Consider the following 19,432-nt stretch of genomic DNA (forward strand, 5'->3'; position numbering starts at 1 on the left):
GGGGCTGGTGGGGGTGCCGGTCAGGAACCGGTCCGATGGAGACCTTCGTCATGTCAGACCCTGATGCCCGAGCCCTCCTTGTCGAGGCGCTCGAATTCTTCAACGATCACCCGCGCTTCAGCCTGAGGCGCGACCGCCGGCGCGACAGCTATGCGCTGGCCTCGCGCATCGAGGCGTTCCTCGCGCGCGATGAGATGATCCCGCCTGTCCTTGCCACCGCGCCGGAGCGCTACGCTCGCGCACTGCGTGCGCTGCCCGAAATGACCTGCAAGATCCTGCTGGCCCATCAGCGCGACGAGCAGGATTTCGGCACGATCGCGGCACAGCTCGGCATCACCACCCGTGAGGTCGAGCAGCATATAGCCGACGCGCTCCTCGCCATCAGCCGCGCGCTCGACCAGCCCTGATCCCCGCTCTGCCGCCTTCCCTGTGCCCAGACAATCATGGAGACGACCATGACCCAGATGACCCGTCACGATTTCGCACGCCTGCTGGCGCGCGCCCGCGCCGCAATCGTCGCAACAGAAGCGCCCGACCGCATGCTCTGCCAAGAACTGGAGCAGGCCGAACGCGTCGTTGAAAGCCATATCGTCCCCTGGTCCGCCGATATCCACGCCGCCTTCATCGATCATCGCGACGGCGGCAGCCTCTACGCTGCCTTCACCCGCGCGGCGCTGATGGCCGAGGTCTCCGAATTCTGCCGCGAATGGTGGACGGAAATCCGCGACAAGCGCGACCCCGCAAAGCTTTCGGACGAGGAAATCTGCTCGGCCTATTTCGACGGCCATGACCACGAATATCTATGGTCCGAGCGGATCACGGTCGAAGCGCCGGTGACCGCCGCCTGGGGCGAGCTTCGCGTCGGCCGTCATCTGGTGATTAGCACCAGCCATATCCGTCCTGCGACCGCCGACCTGCTCGATCAATGGGCGCCGATGATCTCCGAATCCCGACCGCTCGGCGTTGCCGAAGCCGGCCATGGCTGGTTCGTCCTCACCGATCCGCTTGACGTAGTGGAACGCGAGATGGTCCCGGCCGAGCTTTGGGCGGCCATCAGCTTCGCCCGGGCGCAAGGCTGTCGATGGCTTCTCCTCGATCGCGATGCCGACACCGTAGCCGGCCTCGATACATTCGACTGGTGAGGAGGGCCGCCATGACACCCCGCTCCAAGCGCGCCGAGGTTCGCAATCCCGTCCTCGGCCTCCCCGCAGCGCGCCTGCTTCAAACCATGCCCGCCGACACGAGGGCGCTCATCGCGCTCTTGCTGACCGATCTCGCTTCGGATGCGCGACGCCGCTCGCGTGCCAGTTGGGACAGCCGCAAGGCCTTCGTCGCCGCTTATTGGGCCACGGTCGCGGTTTATGCAGGGCATGTCGCCCGCGTTCTGCGCGGCAACGGCCGCAAGTCGGCGGAACGCAAGCCGTTCCGGATCTCGCACAAAGGCTATCCTGACCTTATGGCGACAGACTGGGCCGACGCATCGCACCAATATTGCGAGCGGCGTGATCAACTCGGCCTTGGCGCCAGCATGTTCCCCGAGGCGATGATCCAGATCGCCGGCATGCCCGTCGGGCGGATCAGCTATAACGGCCGCATCTGGATGCCGGGACCATGGCAACCCGGCGACGAACCGCTGTTCGACAATCGCCGCGCGGAAACAGACTGACCGGTCCCGGCGGCCCCTCTCCATAATCTTCAGGAGACCTCCCTTGCTCGCACCTCTTGCGCGCGGCCGCGCCGCCGCGCCTGCCGATCCCTTGCCCGCCATGGACGAGCGGGTAATGGCTGCCATCAGCCGCGGCGCATGGTTCGTCTTCAACCTCTCGGGCGGCAAGGACTCCACCGCCTCGGCCCATGCCGCGATCGCCTTGCTCGATGCGTTCGGCCATCCCCGCGACCGGCGGATCGCCATTCACGCAGATCTCGGTCGCGCGGAATGGCGTTCGACACCCGCAACTGTGTCGGCGATCGCCGACCGCCTCGGATTATCCCTGCTCGTGGTCCGACGCACCGCGGGCGACATGGTGGCGCGCTGGGAGCAGCGCTTCCTGGCGGGCAAGCGACGTTACGAGGCGCTCGAAACCTATAATCTGATCGGCCCCTGGTCGTCAGCCTCGCTGCGCTTCTGCACCTCCGAACTGAAGGTCCAGGTGATCGGACCCGAACTTGTCCGCCGCTATCGGGGCGAGACGATCGTCTCCGTCCTGGGGCTGCGCCGCGAAGAAAGCCCGAGCCGCCGCGCAACGCCGATCTCCAGGGAAGATGAACGGTTCGCCAAGCCCGGCAACGAAGCGGGCACGCGCATGCTCACCTGGTATCCTGCGGTCGACTGGAGCACCTGCGATGTCTTCGCGCTCCATGAGCGCCATGGCCTCCCCCTGCATGAAGCCTATGCGCGCTATCAGGCGACACGCCTGTCTTGCGCCTTCTGCGTGCTGGCATCCTCGCACGATCTGAACGCCGCGGCCGCCGCGCCCGAGAATGGCGACCTCTACCGTCACCTCGTGTCGCTGGAAGCCTGTTCGACCTTCTCCTTCCAGCCGCGACGCTGGCTCGCCGACGTCGCGCCAACCCTTTTGTCATCGGCCCTTGTTCGCGACATTGCCCGTGCCAGGACATGGGCCGACGAACGCCGGTCGCTCGAGGCGGCGATGCCCACCGCGCTGCGGTTTGTGAAGGGCTGGCCGCCGCGCATGCCGACACGCGAGGAAGCCGGCACGATCGCCCGGTGCCGCGCGCCGATCCTCGCCCATCATGGCCTCGGCGATCACTTCCCCGACGCCGATGCGGTCCTCTCCCGCTTTGCCGAACTCCTCGCCTCCAGGGCTTAGCGACGCCGACACGGCGCGATGGAGGGGAGCGGGCTTGCAGGATGTGACGGCCGGAATTCGCCCCAGGATCGCCAGGGCCGTCGCAAGCGGCGATCGTCTCCCATCATCGAAGGATAGCCCCATGGACGTCATCGTCTCCCGGTCCCGCATCGCGGGAACTGCCTCGACCTATCTCTATCGCGTACTCGTGCCGCTGGCCGAGGTCACAGCCTCGCGGCGGTCGCGCTGCGTCATCATCCAGTCCCGGTTTGGGGGCGGACGCATCCCCTCGACCCGTATCGCCGATGTCGTTGCGCCCGCCGCCTGGTATGACCGCGAATTGGCCACGCCCTGCGGCCTCGCCGCCAGTCTGAACCTCGTTGCACGGCGGATCGAGGCGCTCATCATCCGTACAGTGTTTCCCGAGATGACCGCCCGGCTCATCCCACCGATGCTCGCCCTCGAATTCGCCCCGGACGATGCCATCTACCGGCTCACGGTCGCTGACCTCAACGCCGCATTCGACCGGTTCGCGCCCGGGATCGACACCCTGATGGCGGCCGATCTCGGTCTCTACCAGGATTGTGTTCTTCGCGCCGCCTGATGCCGGAAAGGATCATGATGACCCAATATTCGCAAGCCAGCCTCGAGACTGCGGCCTGCCTCTGGGAGGCTATCCTGTCCCTGCGCGACCAGCCCGTCACCAATCCCGATGCGTTGGCGCTTTCGCTCGATATCCGCAAGGCGTTCGAAGCCCTGGGCACCGCCACGCTGCGCATGACTGTGGTCGGCTGGACCGATGCCGTCGATGCGGCATGGCGAGAGGCCGCGGACGACTTTACGCTCTGCTTCGACTGGGACTTCGTACCCGGCTGGATCATCGATCATGTGGACTGGTCCGATCCCATGCGCCCGGCGGTGATCCAAAGGGGAGGGGGTGAGGTTCGATGCGGCGGGGAACTGGTCTCCGCCGATCAGGAGCAGCTCCCATGACCTTCCCAACTACCATTCGGCCCGCCGTCGGCCAGACGCTCATCACCAGGGTTTCCCGCCTGTTCAACGGGACGCTCGGTGATGTGCTGAGCGAACTGTTCCAAAATGCCCGCCGCGCCGGCGCGAAGGGCATCCATGTCGCCGTCTATAATCTGCCGGCGGGGCCTGCGCTGTCCGTTTATGATGACGGGCGCGGCATCGACGATCCCGAAAAACTGCTGACGCTCGGCGATTCCGGCTGGAAAAGGGAGATTGCGGAGCGAGAGGATCCGGCCGGGATGGGCGTCTTCAGCCTGGCCGGGCAGGATGTGGAGGTGCGTTCCTGGTCGCGCAGCGCCGGCCGGGGATGGGCCGTCCATATTCCGGACGATGGGTGGGAAGGCGCCATGCCGCTCGCCATAAAGCCGTCCGCTATCGTGCGCGGTACCGAATTCCAGATCAAACTGTCGCCCGCCTGGGAACAGCAGCTCCCGTCGGCCCTGCGTCAGGCGGCCCAATATTTGCCGATACCGGTGCATTTCGAGGGCGCCGAACTTCCGCGCCAGGACTTTCTCGCCGGTGCAAGCCGGATCGACGAGTGGGAAGGCTGCCGTATCGGCGTCTTCCACGACGGGATCACCGAGGCATCGCACACCCACCGGATCAACTTCCACGGCGTGACCGTGCCTTGCCAGCTTCCCAGCCTCAGCGAAGTCGGCAATCCCCACAACTGGCGCGTACGCGTGGATATCGTTGACGCGCCCGCGCTTCAGCTCGTGTTGCCCGCCCGTAAGGAAATGGTCGAGAACGAGGCACTGTCCCGCCTGCGGCAGGCGGCGGAGACCGCCCTCTACCGGGCCGTGGCCCTCAAGGCTGCTCACCGCCTTCCCTACAAGGCTTGGGCGCGTGCCCGCGACCTCGGTGTGGTTCTTCCCGAAGCCGAGATCATGCTCAATGCCTGGACCCCCAATATCGCCGACACATCCAATCGCTACCAGGGCGAGGCCGTCCGCTCGGCCCCGATGATCCTGATGACCGAGCATGAGCCGGACATCGAACAGGCGCTCGCTCGCGCGCTCGGGAAACGATCGGCCCTCGGCGGCCGGCTGGTCCATGAGGAGCGCGATTTCGAAGGCTATCACTGGTACGACACGCTCGCACGTGTCCTGACCTGCAGCTTCGTCATGAAGCGAGACGGCAACCTCTATCGCTATGCGGACGATGCTGCGCTTCCTGAGGATTTCGCGTCGGGGCCGGTCGAGGCGCTCACCGCCGAGATCATCCTGCGGCCCGGCGGTTCCGCCCCGTCGGAGCCTGCGGTTCATTGCCTTGCCGCGGACATGCTGGTCTGCGACAATGCGGCCTGGTCCCTGGACGAGGCGACCATCCTATTCGACGGCGGCGCCGACGTGCAGCCGAGCGACCTTGCCGACCTGATGCATGCCAGCCTGTTCTGCTACTCGGACGATCATGGGAGCGACAGCTGGGACACCCAGTCGTTCGACTTCGAGCGGGAAGCCCGCAACCTCGCCAACCAGCTGTTGCTCGGCGAGGACGAAGCACTTGAGGCCCAGCTGCGCAATGCGGTTTTCGAGCATGTCCAGTGGCTCATTCCCGCAGGCCGTAGCCTTACCCTCAGCGCGGACGGGAAAAGCATTTCGCTCGCCCTTGCCAAAGCCGCCTGAGGTCCCCGCCGCGCTCTCCATCCCCTCCGTTTAAGGGAGACAATCCATGCGCCGTGCCGCGCTCATCGTCTGTTCGGCCGCCCACCTGCCGGTCGCCGAGCGGCGTCGCATCGACACACTGATTGCTACCGCTCCGCGTGGGGACGACGGCCGTGTCGAGGTCGCTCATCCTGATCTTGTCATCGAACCCTATGCCTATGGCTTCTTCGTCCACACCTGCGTCGTGGGATGCGGCGCCGAACGGCCCGACGATATCAGTGCCCAATTCTGGGCGATCCTTACCCAGGCCTTCGACAGCGACGTCTCCTGGATATTGTTCGATCGAGACGAGCCCGTATCGCCCGAACTTCCCGTCTTTTCCGATCCCGACCGCCCCGAGGAGTACATGTCATGATCGCCGCCATCCCGACACCGACCGGTTCGTCCACGCCCGCGACGCTTGCGACGTTCGATCATGCATACGCCGTCGCCCTGCAGAAGCGGCGTGAAACCGGACGTCCGCAATTCGTGCTGCGGACCGGCGACCCGCGTCAGCCTTTCCGGGTCTCCGCCACCGGGCCGAAGCGCGATCAGGCGCTGATGACACTCATCGCCTGATGGGCCGGGGCTGCCCTGCTGCCGGCTCCGCCAGGGCTCGAAAGAGGATCAGAAGAATGACCCATGGAGACAGCATCTCGGCGGCCCTTGCGGCAGACGCTGCGTCATCAAAGGCTCCGCAATATCTTGAACTCACCGAGGACGACTTCCTCGATCGCTTTCATGTCACGCCGAACCATCTTTCGGACACGGCCGGATTCGATTTCGGGGAAGGCGGCTGCCTGTTCGAGGCCTCCGGCCCGGAACTCGCCTTCGTTCTCGCGCAGCCTCCTTCAAGGGTCTGGACGATCGTGGAGGGAGACGACGGCATGGAGATCACTGACGGCATGCATGTCGTCAATCGCCTCGGCTATCTCGTGACTGCCCGGTCCTGTCCTCCCAACACCACCATCAGCGTCCTGCTCGACGCCTGAACGGCCGCCAGCCGGTGAGTGCTTGGGCGACCGGCTGGTCCCTGACCCATGTTATGGGGACCATCATCATGACTGAAATCATACGCACGACGCTTGCAGCGGCGAACGACGATACCTGCCATGCCGACCTGATCGGCGTCCCGGTGGTCGCCGCCTGGGGCATGGGCGTCGACAGCACCGCGATGATCATCGAGTGGGTTGCGCGAGGCCTGCCCCTGTCAGTCGTCCTGACCGCGGACACGGGCGTCGAGCGCGAGGAGACCTACGCCTATCTCCCGATCTTCCAGCGCTGGATGGACCGGCATCATGTCGAACATCACATCGTTCGCTACGTGCCCAGGCGCTTCAAACACTGGCCGCCCTATTTTTCGCTGCTCGAGAACTGCCTCACCAACGCCACACTGCCCTCGATCAGCTTCGGGCGGCATTCCTGCAGCTTAGGTCCGCCCAGAACAGATGTCTTGTTAGGTGCCCTCCGTGATGGAGCAGGCCGGGCGACACGCTTACCCAAATAGCTGGTGGCGCCCGGCCTGCTCCATCACTTCCGCATCATCCTCCCATGGATCAAATCGCGGCGGGCGCTGCCGAAATTTCATCCTGCATCGGCCTGCGACGTGAATGACGGCCCACAAATGCGGTGATCGCAGGCAACACCAGCAGCGTCAGCGCGGTCGAAGTGATCAGTCCCCCGATCACGACCGTCGCCAATGGCCGCTGCACCTCAGCACCCGTGCCGGTCGCCAGGGCCATCGGCACGAACCCGAGGCTCGCCACAAGCGCGGTCATCAGTACGGGACGGACCCGCTCCATCGCGCCGCCGATGATCGCCTCATCCTCCGCCGCGCCATCCTCGCGCCGCTTTCGGATCGCGCTCATCATCACGAGGCCGTTGAGCACGGCGACGCCCGAAAGGGCGATGAACCCTACCGCTGCGGTGATCGAGAACGGGATGCCGCGCAGCAGCAGCGCGAACACGCCGCCGGCAAGCGCCATCGGCACCGCGCTGAATACGATCGCCGCGGGGACCAGCCCCCCGAGCGCCATGTAGAGCAGCGCGTAGATCGCCACGAAGCAGATCGGCACCACGATCAGCAGGCGCAGCCGGGCCGATTGCAGGCTCTCGAATGTGCCGCCCCAGGCCGTATACATACCGGCCGGGAGCTGGAGCTGGCCGATCTTCGCCTGCGCCTCCTCGACAAACCCTCCGAGATCGCGCCCGCGCACATTGACCTGCACGACCACCATGCGCTTGCCGTTCTCGCGGCTAATCTGGTTCAGCCCCTGCGTGTAGCTGAACCGCGCAACCTCGCGCAGCGGGATGGAACGGGCCACCTGGCCCTCGGCGGCCGGCAGCATGACCGGGATGGCACCGAGCGTCTCGAGGTCGTCGCGCTGGGCATCCGGCAACCGGACCACCACCGCGAACCGCCGGTCGCCCTCGAACAGCAGCCCGGCCTCGCGCCCGCCGAGCGCGGCGGCAACGGTGTTCGCCACCTCCTCGACCGACAGGCCGTAGCGCGCCGCCGCCTGGCGATCGATCTTCACATCGAACGTCGGGGCGCCGTCGGTCTGCTCGGCACTGACATCGCCCGCGCCGGGGATGGTGCGCAGGACACCGGCGATCCGCTGGGCCTGCTCGCTCATCGCTTCGAGATCGTCACCATAGAGCTTGACCGCGACATCGGCGCGGACGCCCGCGATCAGCTCGTTGAACCGCATCTGGATCGGCTGCTGGATCTCGGTGCGGTTGCCGATCAGCGGCTTCATCTTCGCCTCGATGCGCCTCAGGATGTCCTCCTTCGACTTCACCTCCGCCGGCCATTCGCTCTCCGGCTTGGGGATGAAATAGGTGTCCGAGGCATTGGGCGGCATCGGGTCGGTGCCGAGATCGGCGTTGCCGTTCTTGGAAAAGACCAGCGCCGCCTCCGGTAACGACTTCAACGCATTCTCGATCTGGAGCTGCATCTGTGTCGATTGATCGATCGACGCCGAGGGGACGCGGAAGTTGGTGACGGTGATGTCCTTCTCGTCGAGCTGCGGCATGAACTCCTCGCCGAGCAGGCCGAAGCACAGGATGGCCGCCGCGAAGATGCCGACGCCGCCCGCGATGAACGGCAGCGGCCGGGCGACGGCCTTCGCCAGCACGGGCGCATATTTCTCCTTGAACCAGCGGATCGGCTTGACCTCGGTCTCGCTGACCTTGTCCTTGATGAGGATCGCGAGCATCGCCGGCACGAAGGTCAGCGACAGCACGAAGGCGGAGGCGAGCGCCACCATCAGCGTGATCGCCATCGGCGAGAAGGTCTTGCCCTCGACCCCCTGGAACGTGAGCAAGGGCACGAAGACGAGGAAGATGATGAGCTGGCCATAGACGGTCGGCCGCACCATCTCCTGCGACGCCTCGATCACTTCGCCAAGGCGTTCGCCTAGGGTCAGCAACCGGCCCTCATGCTCCTGCCGCTCGGCGAGGCGCCGCAGCGCGTTCTCGACGATGATGACCGCGCCATCGACGATCAGGCCGAAGTCGAGCGCGCCGAGGCTCATCAGATTGCCCGACACGCCGAGTCCATTCATCCCCGCCGCCGTCATCAGCATGGTGATCGGGATCACCGCCGCCGTGATCAGCGCCGCGCGGATATTGCCGAGCAGCAGGAACAGGACGACGATGACGAGCAGCGCGCCTTCGACCAGATTCTTCTCGACCGTCGCGATCGTCGCGTTGACCAGCTTGGAGCGGTTATAGACCGGCTCGGCGAACACGTCGGGCGGCAGCGCCTTGTTGATCTCGGTCAGCTTCTCCGCCGCGCTGTTGGCGACGATGCGGCTGTTCTGGCCGACCAGCATCAGCACGGTGGAGATCACCGCCTCCGAGCCCATGCGGCTGCCCGATCCGGTGCGGACCGCGCCGCCGATCACGACCTGGCCCACGTCCTTGACGCGCACCGGCACACCGGCACGGGTGGCGATCACTGCCTCCTGTATCTCCTCGATCGACCTCAATCGCGCATCGGCACGGACGAGGAAACTTTCGCCGGCGCGGCGAACATAGTTTGAACCGGCCGACAGGTTGGCCCGTTCCAGCGCATCGGCCAGTTCGGTGATCGACAGGCCATAGCTGGCGAGCGCGTTCAGGTTCGGCTCGACCAGATATTGCTTTACATAGCCGCCGTTGGAATCGACGCCGGCAACGCCCTGGACGTTGCGCATCTGCGGCCGGATGATCCAGTCCTGCACGGTGCGCAGATAGGCGGCCTTCGCCAGTTCGGTCGTCAGGCGCTCGCCTTCGGGGGTGAGATAGCTGCCGTCCGACTGCCAGCCGGGTTTGCCGTCCACGACCTTGACGCCCTTGCCGTCAGGATGCCGGAACGCGACTGAATAGAAGAAGATCTCGCCGAGGCCCGTGCTGAGGGGCGCGAGGTTCGGCTGCACGCCGGCCGGCAGGCTGTCCTTGGCCTGGGTGAGCCGCTCCGTGACCTGCTGGCGCGCAAAATAGATATCGGTGTCGTCGGTGAACACCGCCGTCACCTGGCTGAAGCCGTTGCGCGAGAAGGAGCGCGTCATCTCCAGGCCGGGAATGCCGGCAAGCGCGGTTTCCACCGGGAAGGTGACTTGCTTCTCGATGTCCACCGGCCCCAGCGTCGGCGCAAAGGTGCTGATCTGGACCTGCCGGTTGGTGACGTCGGGCACGGCGTCGATCGGCAGCTTGGTGATCTGCCACGCGCCGAAGCCGACGACGATGAGCGTCAGGAACGCGACGAGCCATCGCATCCTGACCGAGAGCGAGAGGATGCGCGCGATCATTCCTCGCCTCCCTGGTTCTTCTCGATTTCCGCCTTCAGGAGAAAGGCATTGGTCGTGGCGATCGGCGTGCCGGCCGCGAGACCGGAGACGATCGCGACCAGCCCGCCGGAGCGGCTGCCGACCTGCACGACCTGCGCCTTGAACCCGGTCGCCGTGCGGACAAAGACGACGGTGCGATCGCCAAGCGTCTGGACGGCATCCTGCGGCACCATTACGCCGCTTTTGGCCGCGCCACCGCTCGCGAAGATGCGCGCCTGGACGAGCTGGCCGGGGACAAGCGTGCTGCCGCCCGCGCTCGGCACGATGATGACGGTCGCTGCCCGCGTCGTCGGATCGACCACGCCGGTTTCGGAGCGGACCTGACCGTCAATCTTGCGGCCGTCATTGGTGGTCAGTTCGACCCGATCGCCGGCGCGCACGCGCCCTGCGTCGGCGGGAGGCAGGCTTGCCGCGATTTGCAGGCGCGTCGGATCGGCGATGCGGAACAGTTCCGTCTCGGCCGATACGAAGGTGCCGAGCGTGCCGGTCGCCGAGGTGATGCGCCCGCTGATCGGGCTGACCACCGCCACCGAACGGCCATCGGACGCCACGCGCGCAGCACCGGCTGCGGCACTCGCGCGGCGCGCATCGGCCTGGGCCACGGCAAGGTTGGCCTGCGCGGTCTCATAGTCAGCGCGCGGGCTCACCCCCTGATCGAGCAACGATTTCTCGCGGGCGAGCTGGCGCTCGGCGAGCGTGACGCGCGCGGCCGCCGCACCACGATCGGCGACGATCGCCGAAGCGTCGCGGCTTTCGACCAGCGCGATCGTCTCGCCGGCCCGCACCGGATCGCCGATCCGCTTGAAGATGCGCGTGACCGTGCCCGCCGCCCGCGCGGTCAGCACCGCCTCGGCGTCGGGCGTCGAATCGACCGTCGCACTCGCGCTGATCGCGGCATCGAGTTCGCCCGATGCGGCCGGCGCAATGCCGATCTGCGACGTGCGGATGCCTTCGGCGGTGATGGCGACGCTATCGCTCGGCGCTTCGGCCTTTGCGGCGGCTTCGGGTGCGGGCGGAGCGGGCTGGGTCAGGCGGGCGATGCCGAAGCCGGCTCCGGCGGCGACGGCAAGCGCGATGGCGGCTCCGGCGTAGAGCCGGTTCTTTTCGGAGGTCATTGGATCGGGTCTCCGGTGATGGCGCGGCCCTGGAGGCGGGCCAGTATGGCGTAAGTGGCGAAGCGGGCGGCCTGGGCGTCGAGGACGACACCGCGAGCAGCACCGAGATTGTGGCGGGCGGTCAGCAGCTCGATCAGCGGCGACTTGCCGCCCTCATAAGCGATACGGGCCAGCCGATAGCCTTCCTGCGCGGTCGCGAGCGATGCCTGCGCGGCTCGCACCCGTGCTTCGGAAGCCTCGGCCTGGGCGATGGCGCCGCGCAGTTCCGACTCGGCTTCGGTCCGGGCGACTTCCGCCCGCGCCGTCGCCCCGGCCACATCGGCCCGCGCGGCGGCGATATTGCCCCGGTTGCTGTCGAACAGCGGCAGCGGCACCGAGACGCCGATGACCAGCGCGGTCGCGCCCTCGCGTTCGAGCCGCCGGACACCCAGCGAGCCGGTGACATCGGGGATCGCACGCTTGCGCTCATAGGCGAGCCGCTGGTTGGCCGCCTCGCGTTCGGCAAGCGCCGTCCGATAGATCGTCGAACGGCCCGGATCGACCGGGCCGACCGCGGGAGGCGTATCGAACAGCGCCAGCACAGACCCGGACAAGCCGGTATAGGGCTGCGGCACCCCGGAGAGCGCCGACAGCCGGGCAAGGGCGGCGGTATAGTTGGCACGCGCGAGGTCCAGATCGGCCCGCAGCGCCTGCAACACGGTTTCCGCCTGGAGGCTGCGCAGCCGCGCTTCCTTGCCGGCGCCAACCTGGGCATTCGCGACTCTCAGGTCGGCCTCGGCTTCCTCCACCTCGTCTTCGGCGAGATCGACCCGGCGCTGCGCGATTTCGGCGGCGGCATAGCCGGTCGCCAGATCGAAGGCATAGGCGACGCGCGCATCGAGCCCGCGCGCCTGCGCCGCGCCGACGCCGGCGCGGCCGGCGGCTATCCGCGCGGAGCGCTTGCCGCCCAGCTCGAATGGCTGGTTGAGCTGAAGCGTCGTCTCCGCCGCATCGAAGCTGGAATAAGGGGCGCCGCCGCCGATATTCTCGGCGAGGACACTCACGCTCGGATTGGGCCGCGCGCGTGCCTGTTCGGCAAGCCCTTCCGCCCGCGCGACATCGGCGGCGATAACCGCAGCGCGAGGCGCATCCTCGCTTTGCTTGAGCAATATGGGGAACGGCGGCGCCTCCTGGGCATAGGCCGTCCCTCCCAAAGCCGCGCTCCATAGCACGGCCGTCATCCCGACCATCGCGCAACGCGGCAGCCGGCGTTTCACGCCATTCATGATGTTTCCCTTCGAGCTGACAGGTTGCCGTTGCGGCTTGCGCCGCGTCGGACGGTCAGGCCCTTGGGGGTCGGAGAATGGATACCGGCGGGAGGGAATGGACCGCGACCGGCCCGGCCATCGTCCACACGGCCGCGAGAGCAGGCACGGTTGCCGCGACCGCCGGCTCGGCAGGCATGGCGATCCCCTGCAGCACGACATGCGCTGCAAGGTGCAGCGGATCGGCGGGCTGCGGTCGGTCGCCGGGATGATGATCGCCAAGCTCGATCACATACTCCGCCGCGGTGACGTCATGGACGTGGGGCTTCGAGTCATGCCAGCTCGCGAGAACAACCATACCAACCAGGGCAAGCATCATCAGGAGCAGCGCCATAGGGCGGCCCCGAACAAGCCGAGTGCGGACAGGTGTCGCGATCACGGCGCTTTGGTAACGCGAGAGCGATTGCGCTGGCAATGCGCAACTGCCGCTCATGTCGTCGGCCAGCGCGGATGGAGGTCGTCGATCACGAAGTCGTGCCTGCCCTGACCATCCGCATGAGCGTCGCGCAGATGGGGATGATCGGCCGGAAGGTCGTCGTGACGGTGCGGCACCACGTCCGGGTCGTTCGCCGGCCATAGCAGCAGCGCTGCGACCGCACCGACCGCCGCCAGCGCGGCCATGCCGCCGAACGCGGCGGTCATGCTGACCCGCGCGCCGAGCTGGCCGACCAGCGGATAGGCGATCAGCCAGCAGACATGGCTGAGCGCGAACTGTGCGGCGAACAAGGCGGGCCGGTCCTCGGAACCGGCGGAGCGGCGTAGCAGACGGCCGCCCGGCGTCACGCTCATCGAATAGGCGATGCCGAGCAACAGCCAGCCGCCCAGCAACAGGTGCCAATAGCCCGGTCCCGGCGGGACTATCGCGCTGATCGCGGTCAAGACGGCGAGGCCGATCGCCAGCAGGAACGAGGCGCCGATCATGATGGGACGATCGGCCACGCGATCGAGGATGCGCGGCAGCGCGAACGCCGCGCACATCGAGCCGCCGCCGAACGCGGCCAGCGTCAGCGCCACGTCGCGCTGGCCGAACCCCAGCCCGCGCACGATCACCACCGTATTGACGATCACCATCGCGCTCGCCGCCGCGGCGGCCAGCGTCACGGCGAGCAGGCCGCGCATACGCGGCGTCTTGAGGTAGATGCGGATGCCGCGCGTCGTCTTGTCATAGATGCCGGTATTGCGGGCCGCTGCGGCCACGGCTTTGGGCAGGCCGGACGTCACGACCAGCGCGGCCGAGGCGAGGAACCCGATCGCCGTGCCCGAGAACAGCCAGTGGAAATTGATGACCGTGAGCAGCGCCGCCGCGAGGATCGGGCTGGTCAGGCTCTCCATGTCATAGGCGAGCCGGGAGAGCGACAGCGCGCGGGTATAGTCGGCTTCCTCCGGCAGCACGTCGGGAATCGTCGCCTGGAAGGTCGGGGTGAACCCGGCCGAGGCCGATTGCAGCACGAAGATCAGCACATAGACCTGCCAGACCTCGGTGACGAACGGCAGGCAAATGGCGACGGCCGCGCGGATCAGGTCGAGCGAGACGAGCAATGCCTTGCGCGGCACGCGGTCGGCGAATGCGCCCGCGATCGGCGCGACGCCGATATAGGCGATCATCTTGATCGCCAGCGCCGTCCCCAGCACCGCGCCGGCATCGCCACCGGCAATATCATAGGCGAGCAAGCCCAGCGCGACCGTCGCCAGTCCCGTACCGACAAGCGCGATCACCTGCGCGAAGAACAGGTGCCGATAGGTGCGGTTGGCGAGCACATGGAGCATGACCGCGCCATATCCCCCTGGGGGGATAAGTGCAACATCCCCCCAGGGGGATATGTCAATCAACTCGACAAGCCGTCCTCACAGTGGAAAATGGGCTGATGAGCAATCATAGGCATGCCAGCCATCCGGCGATCATCAAGCGGCTGAACCGTGCCGCGGGTCATTTGCGCAGCATCGTCGCTATGATCGAGGAGGAGCGAACCTGCGTCGATGTCGCGCAGCAGCTCGATGCGGTCGAGAAGGCCGTGGCGAGCGCCAAGCGCGCCCTGATCAACGACCATATAGATCATTGCCTCACCCACACCGATGGCGAAGGCGGCGCGGCCAGGGCGATCGAGGATTTCAAGGCTATCTCGCGCTATCTTTGATCCGGCCGCAAAGCTCAGAAGGCGGCGGTCAGGTTAAGAGACAGATATTTGCTATCACCCGACGACGGCGCGTTTGGTGCCGAGGTCAGGAAGTGCCCCTTGGCCAGCCACACCCCATCTGCCTCGAAGCGTAGCCGCTCCGGCACGATCCATGTCCGCACGCGAGCATCGAGCTGCTGCCCCGCAAAGCGTCCCGAACTGCCCGTCGCATCGCGGACGCCCGTCCCCGAAAAGGCATCGGTTGCCTCGGCGAGCCAAAGCAAGCGGTAGCTCATCATGAAATCAATGCGTTTCGAGGGTGCCGTTTCGATGCGAACGCCCGGCGTGATTACATTCGTGCGTGCGACGACATTGTAGAGCCCGACCGGCCCAAGGTCTGCACGCCGCATGCCGAACAGGCTGTCAAACCGCGTATAGGTGCCCCCGGCCTTGTCCCCGGAAGCGGCGTCCAGTTCAGCCATGATGTGCGTCTTCCACGCATCCGCGAACGTGTATCCGACATCGGCATGCACGAACCACGCGCTGACCGGCATGCGAGGAGCCCCGGTCAGCGTGCTCGTGCTGATCCGGCCCGATTGGTAGATTCCCTCAAGCTCATAGTCGATCACGCCTGGCCCGGGATTTTGGATGATACGGGAATCGATGGTGTTGAGCGAACGATCGCGGGTTGGACGTCCGGCGGTATCGTGCTCGCCGAGATGGAAGAACCCAAGCTCCACAGTCGCGGCACCCAATGTCTTGGGCCGCGACAGGATGCCGCCCCAGAGCACCTGATCGAACCCTTCGTGATCGAAGCGGACCTTATTATCGAGCACCGACGGCAGGTCGTCGGGCCGCCGCTGCTGCGGCAGCACGTAGATCAATGTCGCCTTGACGCTCTTCACGCCGATATCGGCACGCAAGCCGGTAAAGCCATTGGTGGTGTTGCGATAGTCATCGGCCGCCACAAGTCGGCGCGAGTTGAGATCGATCTGCATGCGGCCAGCCCGAACGGCGAGCGACGTGGCTGCGCCGAAGGGATTGGTGAAGTCGGCTCCGACCCACGCCGACACGAGTTCCAGCGTGTTGACTTCGTTGGTCGAGATCGGCGTGCGGGAATTGGCGAGCCACGATCGGCTGTCATAGACCTCCGCGCCGGCGCGAAACGGTCCCGATCTGTAGGTGGCCGTGACGATTGTGCGAAGGTCGATCAGATCGTCGCTGGCATTGAAGCCGGGGCGGACCTGACCATCGACTGTCTCGTAGCGCAGGCGCATCGATCCGCTGATGTCCAGTCTGTCCGGCGTTGCAGCCGCTACGGGGGCATGCTGCGCGTGCGCCGGCGCGGTGCAGGCGAGGAGCACGGCCACTGGAGCGGTATGCCGAAGACGAGGCGTCCGCCGACGCATGATGATCGCCACGTCAGCTTGTGGCAAAGCGCGCGACAAGGCGATCGGCATTGCCCCAGGCAATCGAGCGCATGAAGGTATCGACGTAGTCGCCTGCCTTCGCCCCGAAATCCATCGCATAAGCGTGCTCATACATGTCGAGTGCCAGGATCGGTGTCGCGCCAGCCAAGGTCGCCGTATGGTCGGCGGCCCACTGATTGGTCAGCCGGTTGTCTCGGTGGCTCCATTGCAGCAGCACCCATCCCGAACCTCCGCCCAATGCCTTGCCCATGCCCGAAAATTCAGCGGCCCAACGGTCATGGCTGCCAAAATCCCGTTCGATCGCCTGCGCCAACGGCCGGCCCGGCTGCGACGATACGCCGAGACCGGCGAAATAGAGTTCGTGCAGGATCATTGAATTCCATGCGATGAGTTCCTCGCGCTTCAATCCGTTGATCGTGAAGCCGGGCGCCTTCGCTGCATCGAGCGCCGCAAATTGCATCGTGATCGCACCGAGGCGCTTCACCGCTCCGACGTAGTTATTGTCGTGATGGCTCACGAGCAGCCGCTCGGACAGGCCGGCGATCGTCTTGGGGTCGAACGGCAGAGGTGCGGGTTGCGGTGTGAAGGCACGCCCGGTCGGTCCCACGGGCGGCGGCGTTTGCGCATCGGCAGTGGCCGTCCCCAATGCGGCTGCACCGACGGTCACTATGGCACCGGCAGCGAGGAGGTTGCGGCGGTCGATCAGCGGGTCGCTCATGATAGTCTCCGGTCGAAGGTGATAGGAATGCAGGAATTGACGATCATGCCACTATGCCGGCGACATATAGTGCGACCCCGATTGCCGATGTCGCCGCCAAGGTCGGGATCATGCCGACCTTGAAGCGGAACACGGCGACCGCCGCGCCAATCGCGAGCAGCAGGGCGGGGATATGAAGCGAGGCCAGCACCGGCATGTCGAATGCGAGGTTCACCAGTCGGACCGGACGCACCTCGCGGAACAGCGTGTGGATCGCGAACCAGAGCGCGAGGTTGAGGATCACGCCGACCACGGCGGCGGTGATCGCGCCGAGCGCGGCCGACAGCGCGCGATTACCGCGCAGACGTTCCACGAACGGCGCCCCTGCGAAGATCCACAGGAAGCAAGGCATGAACGTGACCCAGGTGGTGAGGATCGCGCCGAGCGTCGCCGCGACCAGCGGGTGCAGGCTGCCGGAATCCCGGAACGCCGCAAGGAAGCCGACGAACTGCGTGACCATGATGAGCGGCCCCGGCGTCGTCTCGGCCAGGCCCAGGCCGTCCAGCATCTCGCCGGGCTTGAGCCAGTGATAGGTGCCGACCGCTTCCTGCGCGACATAGGCCAGCACCGCATACGCGCCGCCGAACGTCACCACCGCCATCTGGCTGAAGAAGGTCGCGATGTGCGTGAACACATTGTCGGGGCCGAGGAACGCGAACAGGGCGACGACCGGCGCTAGCCAGAGGAACAGGAACGCGCCCGAAATCTTGAGTGACCAGCTGAGGTTCGGCCGCGCATGGTTGGGCAGGCCTTCGCCCAGTGCGGTGTCGCGGTCATGAACCACATTACCACCGGCCGGTCCGTGCCCGCCACCGCCTCTGAACGCGACGATCCCGCTGCGCCCGCCGAGATAGCCGATGATGGCGGCGGTGAGGACAATGAGCGGGAATGGCGCACCAAGGAAGAAGATCGCGACGAAGGCCGCCGCCGCTATCCCGCGCATCACATTGTTCTTGAGCGCGCGCGCGCCGACACGGACGACCGCCTGGATCACCACCGCCAGAACGGCCGCCTTGAGACCGAAGAATAGACCCGCGATTGCCGGCGCATGGCCGAGCAGCACATAGAGATAGCTGAGCGCCAGGATCGCGAGGAAGCCCGGCAGCACGAACAATGCGCCCGCGACCAGCCCGCCTTTGGTCTTGTGGAGAAGCCAGCCGATATAGGCGGCAAGCTGCTGCGCCTCGGGGCCGGGCAACAACATGCAATAGTTGAGCGCATGGAGGAACCGTTCCTCGCCGATCCAACGTTTTTCATCGACCAGGATGCGATGCATCACCGCGATCTGGCCGGCGGGACCGCCGAAGCTCAGCGATGCGATCCGTGCCCACACCCGGACGGCCTCGCCGAAGGGGATGTCGTGATCCGCAGGCGGAACCGCGATGCCGGTCGGCATTTCCGTCACCGCGCCGCTCATGGCCGCACCTTGTCCTTGGCGCGCGCCTTGGCGGGCTGATGCGAGATCCAGTTGTGGGTCTCGTCCGTGGCATCGCGGCACCAGCGGTAGAAGGCGTCGTAGAGGAGTATCCCGGCTTCGAGTTGCTCCAGATCGTCGGCATACATGCGCGATAGACCGAGCGAAGCGGCGAGCAGGCCCGCCGCCTCGGGCACGAGATCGGGGCGGCCGGTATCGGCGCCGCGCACGATCGGGGCGAGGCGGGCCAGCGGTGCATAGTCGCCCAGGCCGAACGCCTTCACCATCACGTCGAAGGTGCAAAGCTCACCCTGGTGGCTCCAGACGACGCCATCGCCTTCGATGTCGAAGGGCGCCGCCCCGAAACGCTCGGCGACGCCCTGCACTTCGGACGGCGCCACGAACAGGAAGATGGCGCTCGGATCGACGAAGCGGCGGATCAGCCACGGGCAGGCGATACGGTCCACCTTGGGCCGGCCGCGCGTCACCCATATGGTGCGGCCGGCGGAGTCGCGTGCCGGAAGCGCGGTGTCGGGCACCATCGGCAGACCGGCAGCGGCCCAGCCGGCAACGCCGCCTTCAAGGGCTTCTGCCGTAACGCCTTCATGACGGAGCCGGGCTGCGACGCCCTGGCTCAGAGCGCCGCCGTCGCGGCAGGCCACGACAGCCGCGCGGCCGCCAAGCTCGCCGGCCCATACCGCGACGTCGGCCGAGAGCCGTCGCAATGTGCCGGGGATCAGAAGCGGTTCGCTGGCGAACTCTTCGTTGGGTCGCACGTCTATCAGGATCGGTCCGGTCGGGATGCCGATCAGGCGCGCGAATTTATCCGATGGGATCGTATTGAGAGCAGGCATGATGCGTCCTTTGCCAAATGCAGGACGCGATTCTTCAGCCTGTCGCCTCGTGGGGAGATCGCGGTCCCCATATGAGAAACATGGCAAGCATGCGGCGTTTGGTCAACCACGATGTAGCGAAGAAAGC

21 protein-coding genes are annotated in these 19,432 nt (G+C 66.3%); 12 read left to right on the top strand and 9 right to left on the bottom strand.

The genetic code is table 11. The features are described from left to right. From RLDS_RS35375 to RLDS_RS35425, 11 genes are all read left to right on the top strand, one after another. Positions 1 to 407: RNA polymerase sigma factor (locus RLDS_RS35375; RefSeq protein WP_236616817.1), on the top strand; the 407-nt coding region annotated here is incomplete at its 5' end. Between the two features lie 48 nt (positions 408 to 455). Beyond that, the gene (locus RLDS_RS35380; RefSeq protein ID WP_021225184.1) at positions 456 to 1,142 is read left to right on the top strand and encodes a DUF5983 family protein; all 687 of its coding nucleotides are present in this window, start codon (positions 456 to 458) and stop codon (positions 1,140 to 1,142) included. 11 nt (positions 1,143 to 1,153) lie between these two features. Then, positions 1,154 to 1,666: a hypothetical protein gene (locus tag RLDS_RS35385; RefSeq protein ID WP_021225185.1), complete on the top strand. Its 513-nt coding sequence runs from the start codon at positions 1,154 to 1,156 to the stop codon at positions 1,664 to 1,666. Between the two features lie 43 nt (positions 1,667 to 1,709). Further along, positions 1,710 to 2,831, top strand: coding sequence for a phosphoadenosine phosphosulfate reductase domain-containing protein (locus tag RLDS_RS35390; protein ID WP_021225186.1), 1,122 nt, complete (start codon positions 1,710 to 1,712; stop codon positions 2,829 to 2,831). Positions 2,832 to 2,952: 121 nt separating this feature from the next. Further along, positions 2,953 to 3,414, top strand: coding sequence for a hypothetical protein (locus RLDS_RS35395; RefSeq protein ID WP_021225187.1), 462 nt, complete (start codon positions 2,953 to 2,955; stop codon positions 3,412 to 3,414). Positions 3,415 to 3,428: 14 nt separating this feature from the next. Further along, positions 3,429 to 3,803, top strand: coding sequence for a hypothetical protein (locus RLDS_RS35400; RefSeq protein WP_140041730.1), 375 nt, complete (start codon positions 3,429 to 3,431; stop codon positions 3,801 to 3,803). After that, positions 3,800 to 5,467, top strand: coding sequence for an ATP-binding protein (locus RLDS_RS35405; RefSeq protein ID WP_021225189.1), 1,668 nt, complete (start codon positions 3,800 to 3,802; stop codon positions 5,465 to 5,467). The genes RLDS_RS35400 and RLDS_RS35405 overlap by 4 nt, the downstream gene beginning before the upstream one ends. A gap of 46 nt (positions 5,468 to 5,513) precedes the next feature. Continuing rightward, the gene (locus RLDS_RS35410) at positions 5,514 to 5,861 is read left to right on the top strand and encodes a DUF5983 family protein (RefSeq protein ID WP_021225190.1); all 348 of its coding nucleotides are present in this window, start codon (positions 5,514 to 5,516) and stop codon (positions 5,859 to 5,861) included. Next, positions 5,858 to 6,064 carry a hypothetical protein gene (locus RLDS_RS35415; protein ID WP_021225191.1) on the top strand — a complete coding sequence of 69 codons (207 nt, stop codon included), beginning with the start codon at positions 5,858 to 5,860 and terminating at the stop codon, positions 6,062 to 6,064. Before RLDS_RS35410 ends, RLDS_RS35415 begins: the two co-directional genes overlap by 4 nt. 56 nt (positions 6,065 to 6,120) lie before the next feature. Then, on the top strand, positions 6,121 to 6,477 hold the full coding sequence (locus RLDS_RS35420; protein ID WP_021225192.1) for a hypothetical protein: 357 nt from the start codon (positions 6,121 to 6,123) through the stop codon (positions 6,475 to 6,477). A gap of 68 nt (positions 6,478 to 6,545) precedes the next feature. After that, positions 6,546 to 6,992: an adenine nucleotide alpha hydrolase family protein gene (locus tag RLDS_RS35425; protein ID WP_040603711.1), complete on the top strand. Its 447-nt coding sequence runs from the start codon at positions 6,546 to 6,548 to the stop codon at positions 6,990 to 6,992. Between the two features lie 49 nt (positions 6,993 to 7,041). Here RLDS_RS35425 and RLDS_RS35430 read toward each other — a convergent pair whose 3' ends face one another. From RLDS_RS35430 to RLDS_RS35450, 5 genes are all read right to left on the bottom strand, one after another. Then, entirely contained in the window at positions 7,042 to 10,278 is a 3,237-nt protein-coding gene (locus RLDS_RS35430; protein ID WP_021225194.1) for an efflux RND transporter permease subunit, read from the bottom strand. After that, positions 10,275 to 11,432: an efflux RND transporter periplasmic adaptor subunit gene (locus RLDS_RS35435; protein ID WP_021225195.1), complete on the bottom strand. Its 1,158-nt coding sequence runs from the start codon at positions 11,430 to 11,432 to the stop codon at positions 10,275 to 10,277. The genes RLDS_RS35430 and RLDS_RS35435 overlap by 4 nt, the downstream gene beginning before the upstream one ends. Next, on the bottom strand, positions 11,429 to 12,697 hold the full coding sequence (locus RLDS_RS35440; protein ID WP_021225196.1) for a TolC family protein: 1,269 nt from the start codon (positions 12,695 to 12,697) through the stop codon (positions 11,429 to 11,431). Before RLDS_RS35440 ends, RLDS_RS35435 begins: the two co-directional genes overlap by 4 nt. 55 nt (positions 12,698 to 12,752) lie before the next feature. Next, positions 12,753 to 13,070 (bottom strand): hypothetical protein, encoded by a 318-nt coding sequence (locus tag RLDS_RS35445; protein WP_021225197.1) that lies wholly within the window; start codon positions 13,068 to 13,070, stop codon positions 12,753 to 12,755. A 95-nt stretch (positions 13,071 to 13,165) separates the two neighbouring features. Further along, the gene (locus tag RLDS_RS35450; RefSeq protein ID WP_021225198.1) at positions 13,166 to 14,503 is read right to left on the bottom strand and encodes an MFS transporter; all 1,338 of its coding nucleotides are present in this window, start codon (positions 14,501 to 14,503) and stop codon (positions 13,166 to 13,168) included. Positions 14,504 to 14,601: 98 nt separating this feature from the next. On the opposite strand from RLDS_RS35450, the gene RLDS_RS35455 reads away from it, so the two are divergent. After that, positions 14,602 to 14,871 (top strand): metal-sensing transcriptional repressor, encoded by a 270-nt coding sequence (locus RLDS_RS35455; RefSeq protein WP_021225199.1) that lies wholly within the window; start codon positions 14,602 to 14,604, stop codon positions 14,869 to 14,871. 14 nt (positions 14,872 to 14,885) lie between these two features. On the opposite strand, the gene RLDS_RS35460 is transcribed toward RLDS_RS35455, so the two are convergent. From RLDS_RS35460 to RLDS_RS35475, 4 genes are read right to left on the bottom strand one after another with little or no spacing between them, the layout of a single operon-like run. Beyond that, complete coding sequence (locus RLDS_RS35460) at positions 14,886 to 16,220, bottom strand: alginate export family protein (RefSeq protein ID WP_236616818.1); 1,335 nt, start codon at positions 16,218 to 16,220, stop codon at positions 14,886 to 14,888. Positions 16,221 to 16,272: 52 nt separating this feature from the next. Continuing rightward, complete coding sequence (locus RLDS_RS35465; RefSeq protein WP_021225201.1) at positions 16,273 to 16,998, bottom strand: superoxide dismutase; 726 nt, start codon at positions 16,996 to 16,998, stop codon at positions 16,273 to 16,275. A gap of 43 nt (positions 16,999 to 17,041) precedes the next feature. Further along, complete coding sequence (gene chrA / locus RLDS_RS35470) at positions 17,042 to 18,454, bottom strand: chromate efflux transporter (protein WP_021225202.1); 1,413 nt, start codon at positions 18,452 to 18,454, stop codon at positions 17,042 to 17,044. Beyond that, positions 18,451 to 19,305, bottom strand: coding sequence for a chromate resistance protein ChrB domain-containing protein (locus RLDS_RS35475; RefSeq protein ID WP_021225203.1), 855 nt, complete (start codon positions 19,303 to 19,305; stop codon positions 18,451 to 18,453). Before RLDS_RS35475 ends, chrA begins: the two co-directional genes overlap by 4 nt. Positions 19,306 to 19,432: the final 127 nt, after the last annotated feature.

It is taken from the genome of Sphingobium lactosutens DS20 (genome assembly GCF_000445105.1).
Classification (GTDB): Bacteria; Pseudomonadota; Alphaproteobacteria; order Sphingomonadales; family Sphingomonadaceae; genus Sphingobium; species Sphingobium lactosutens.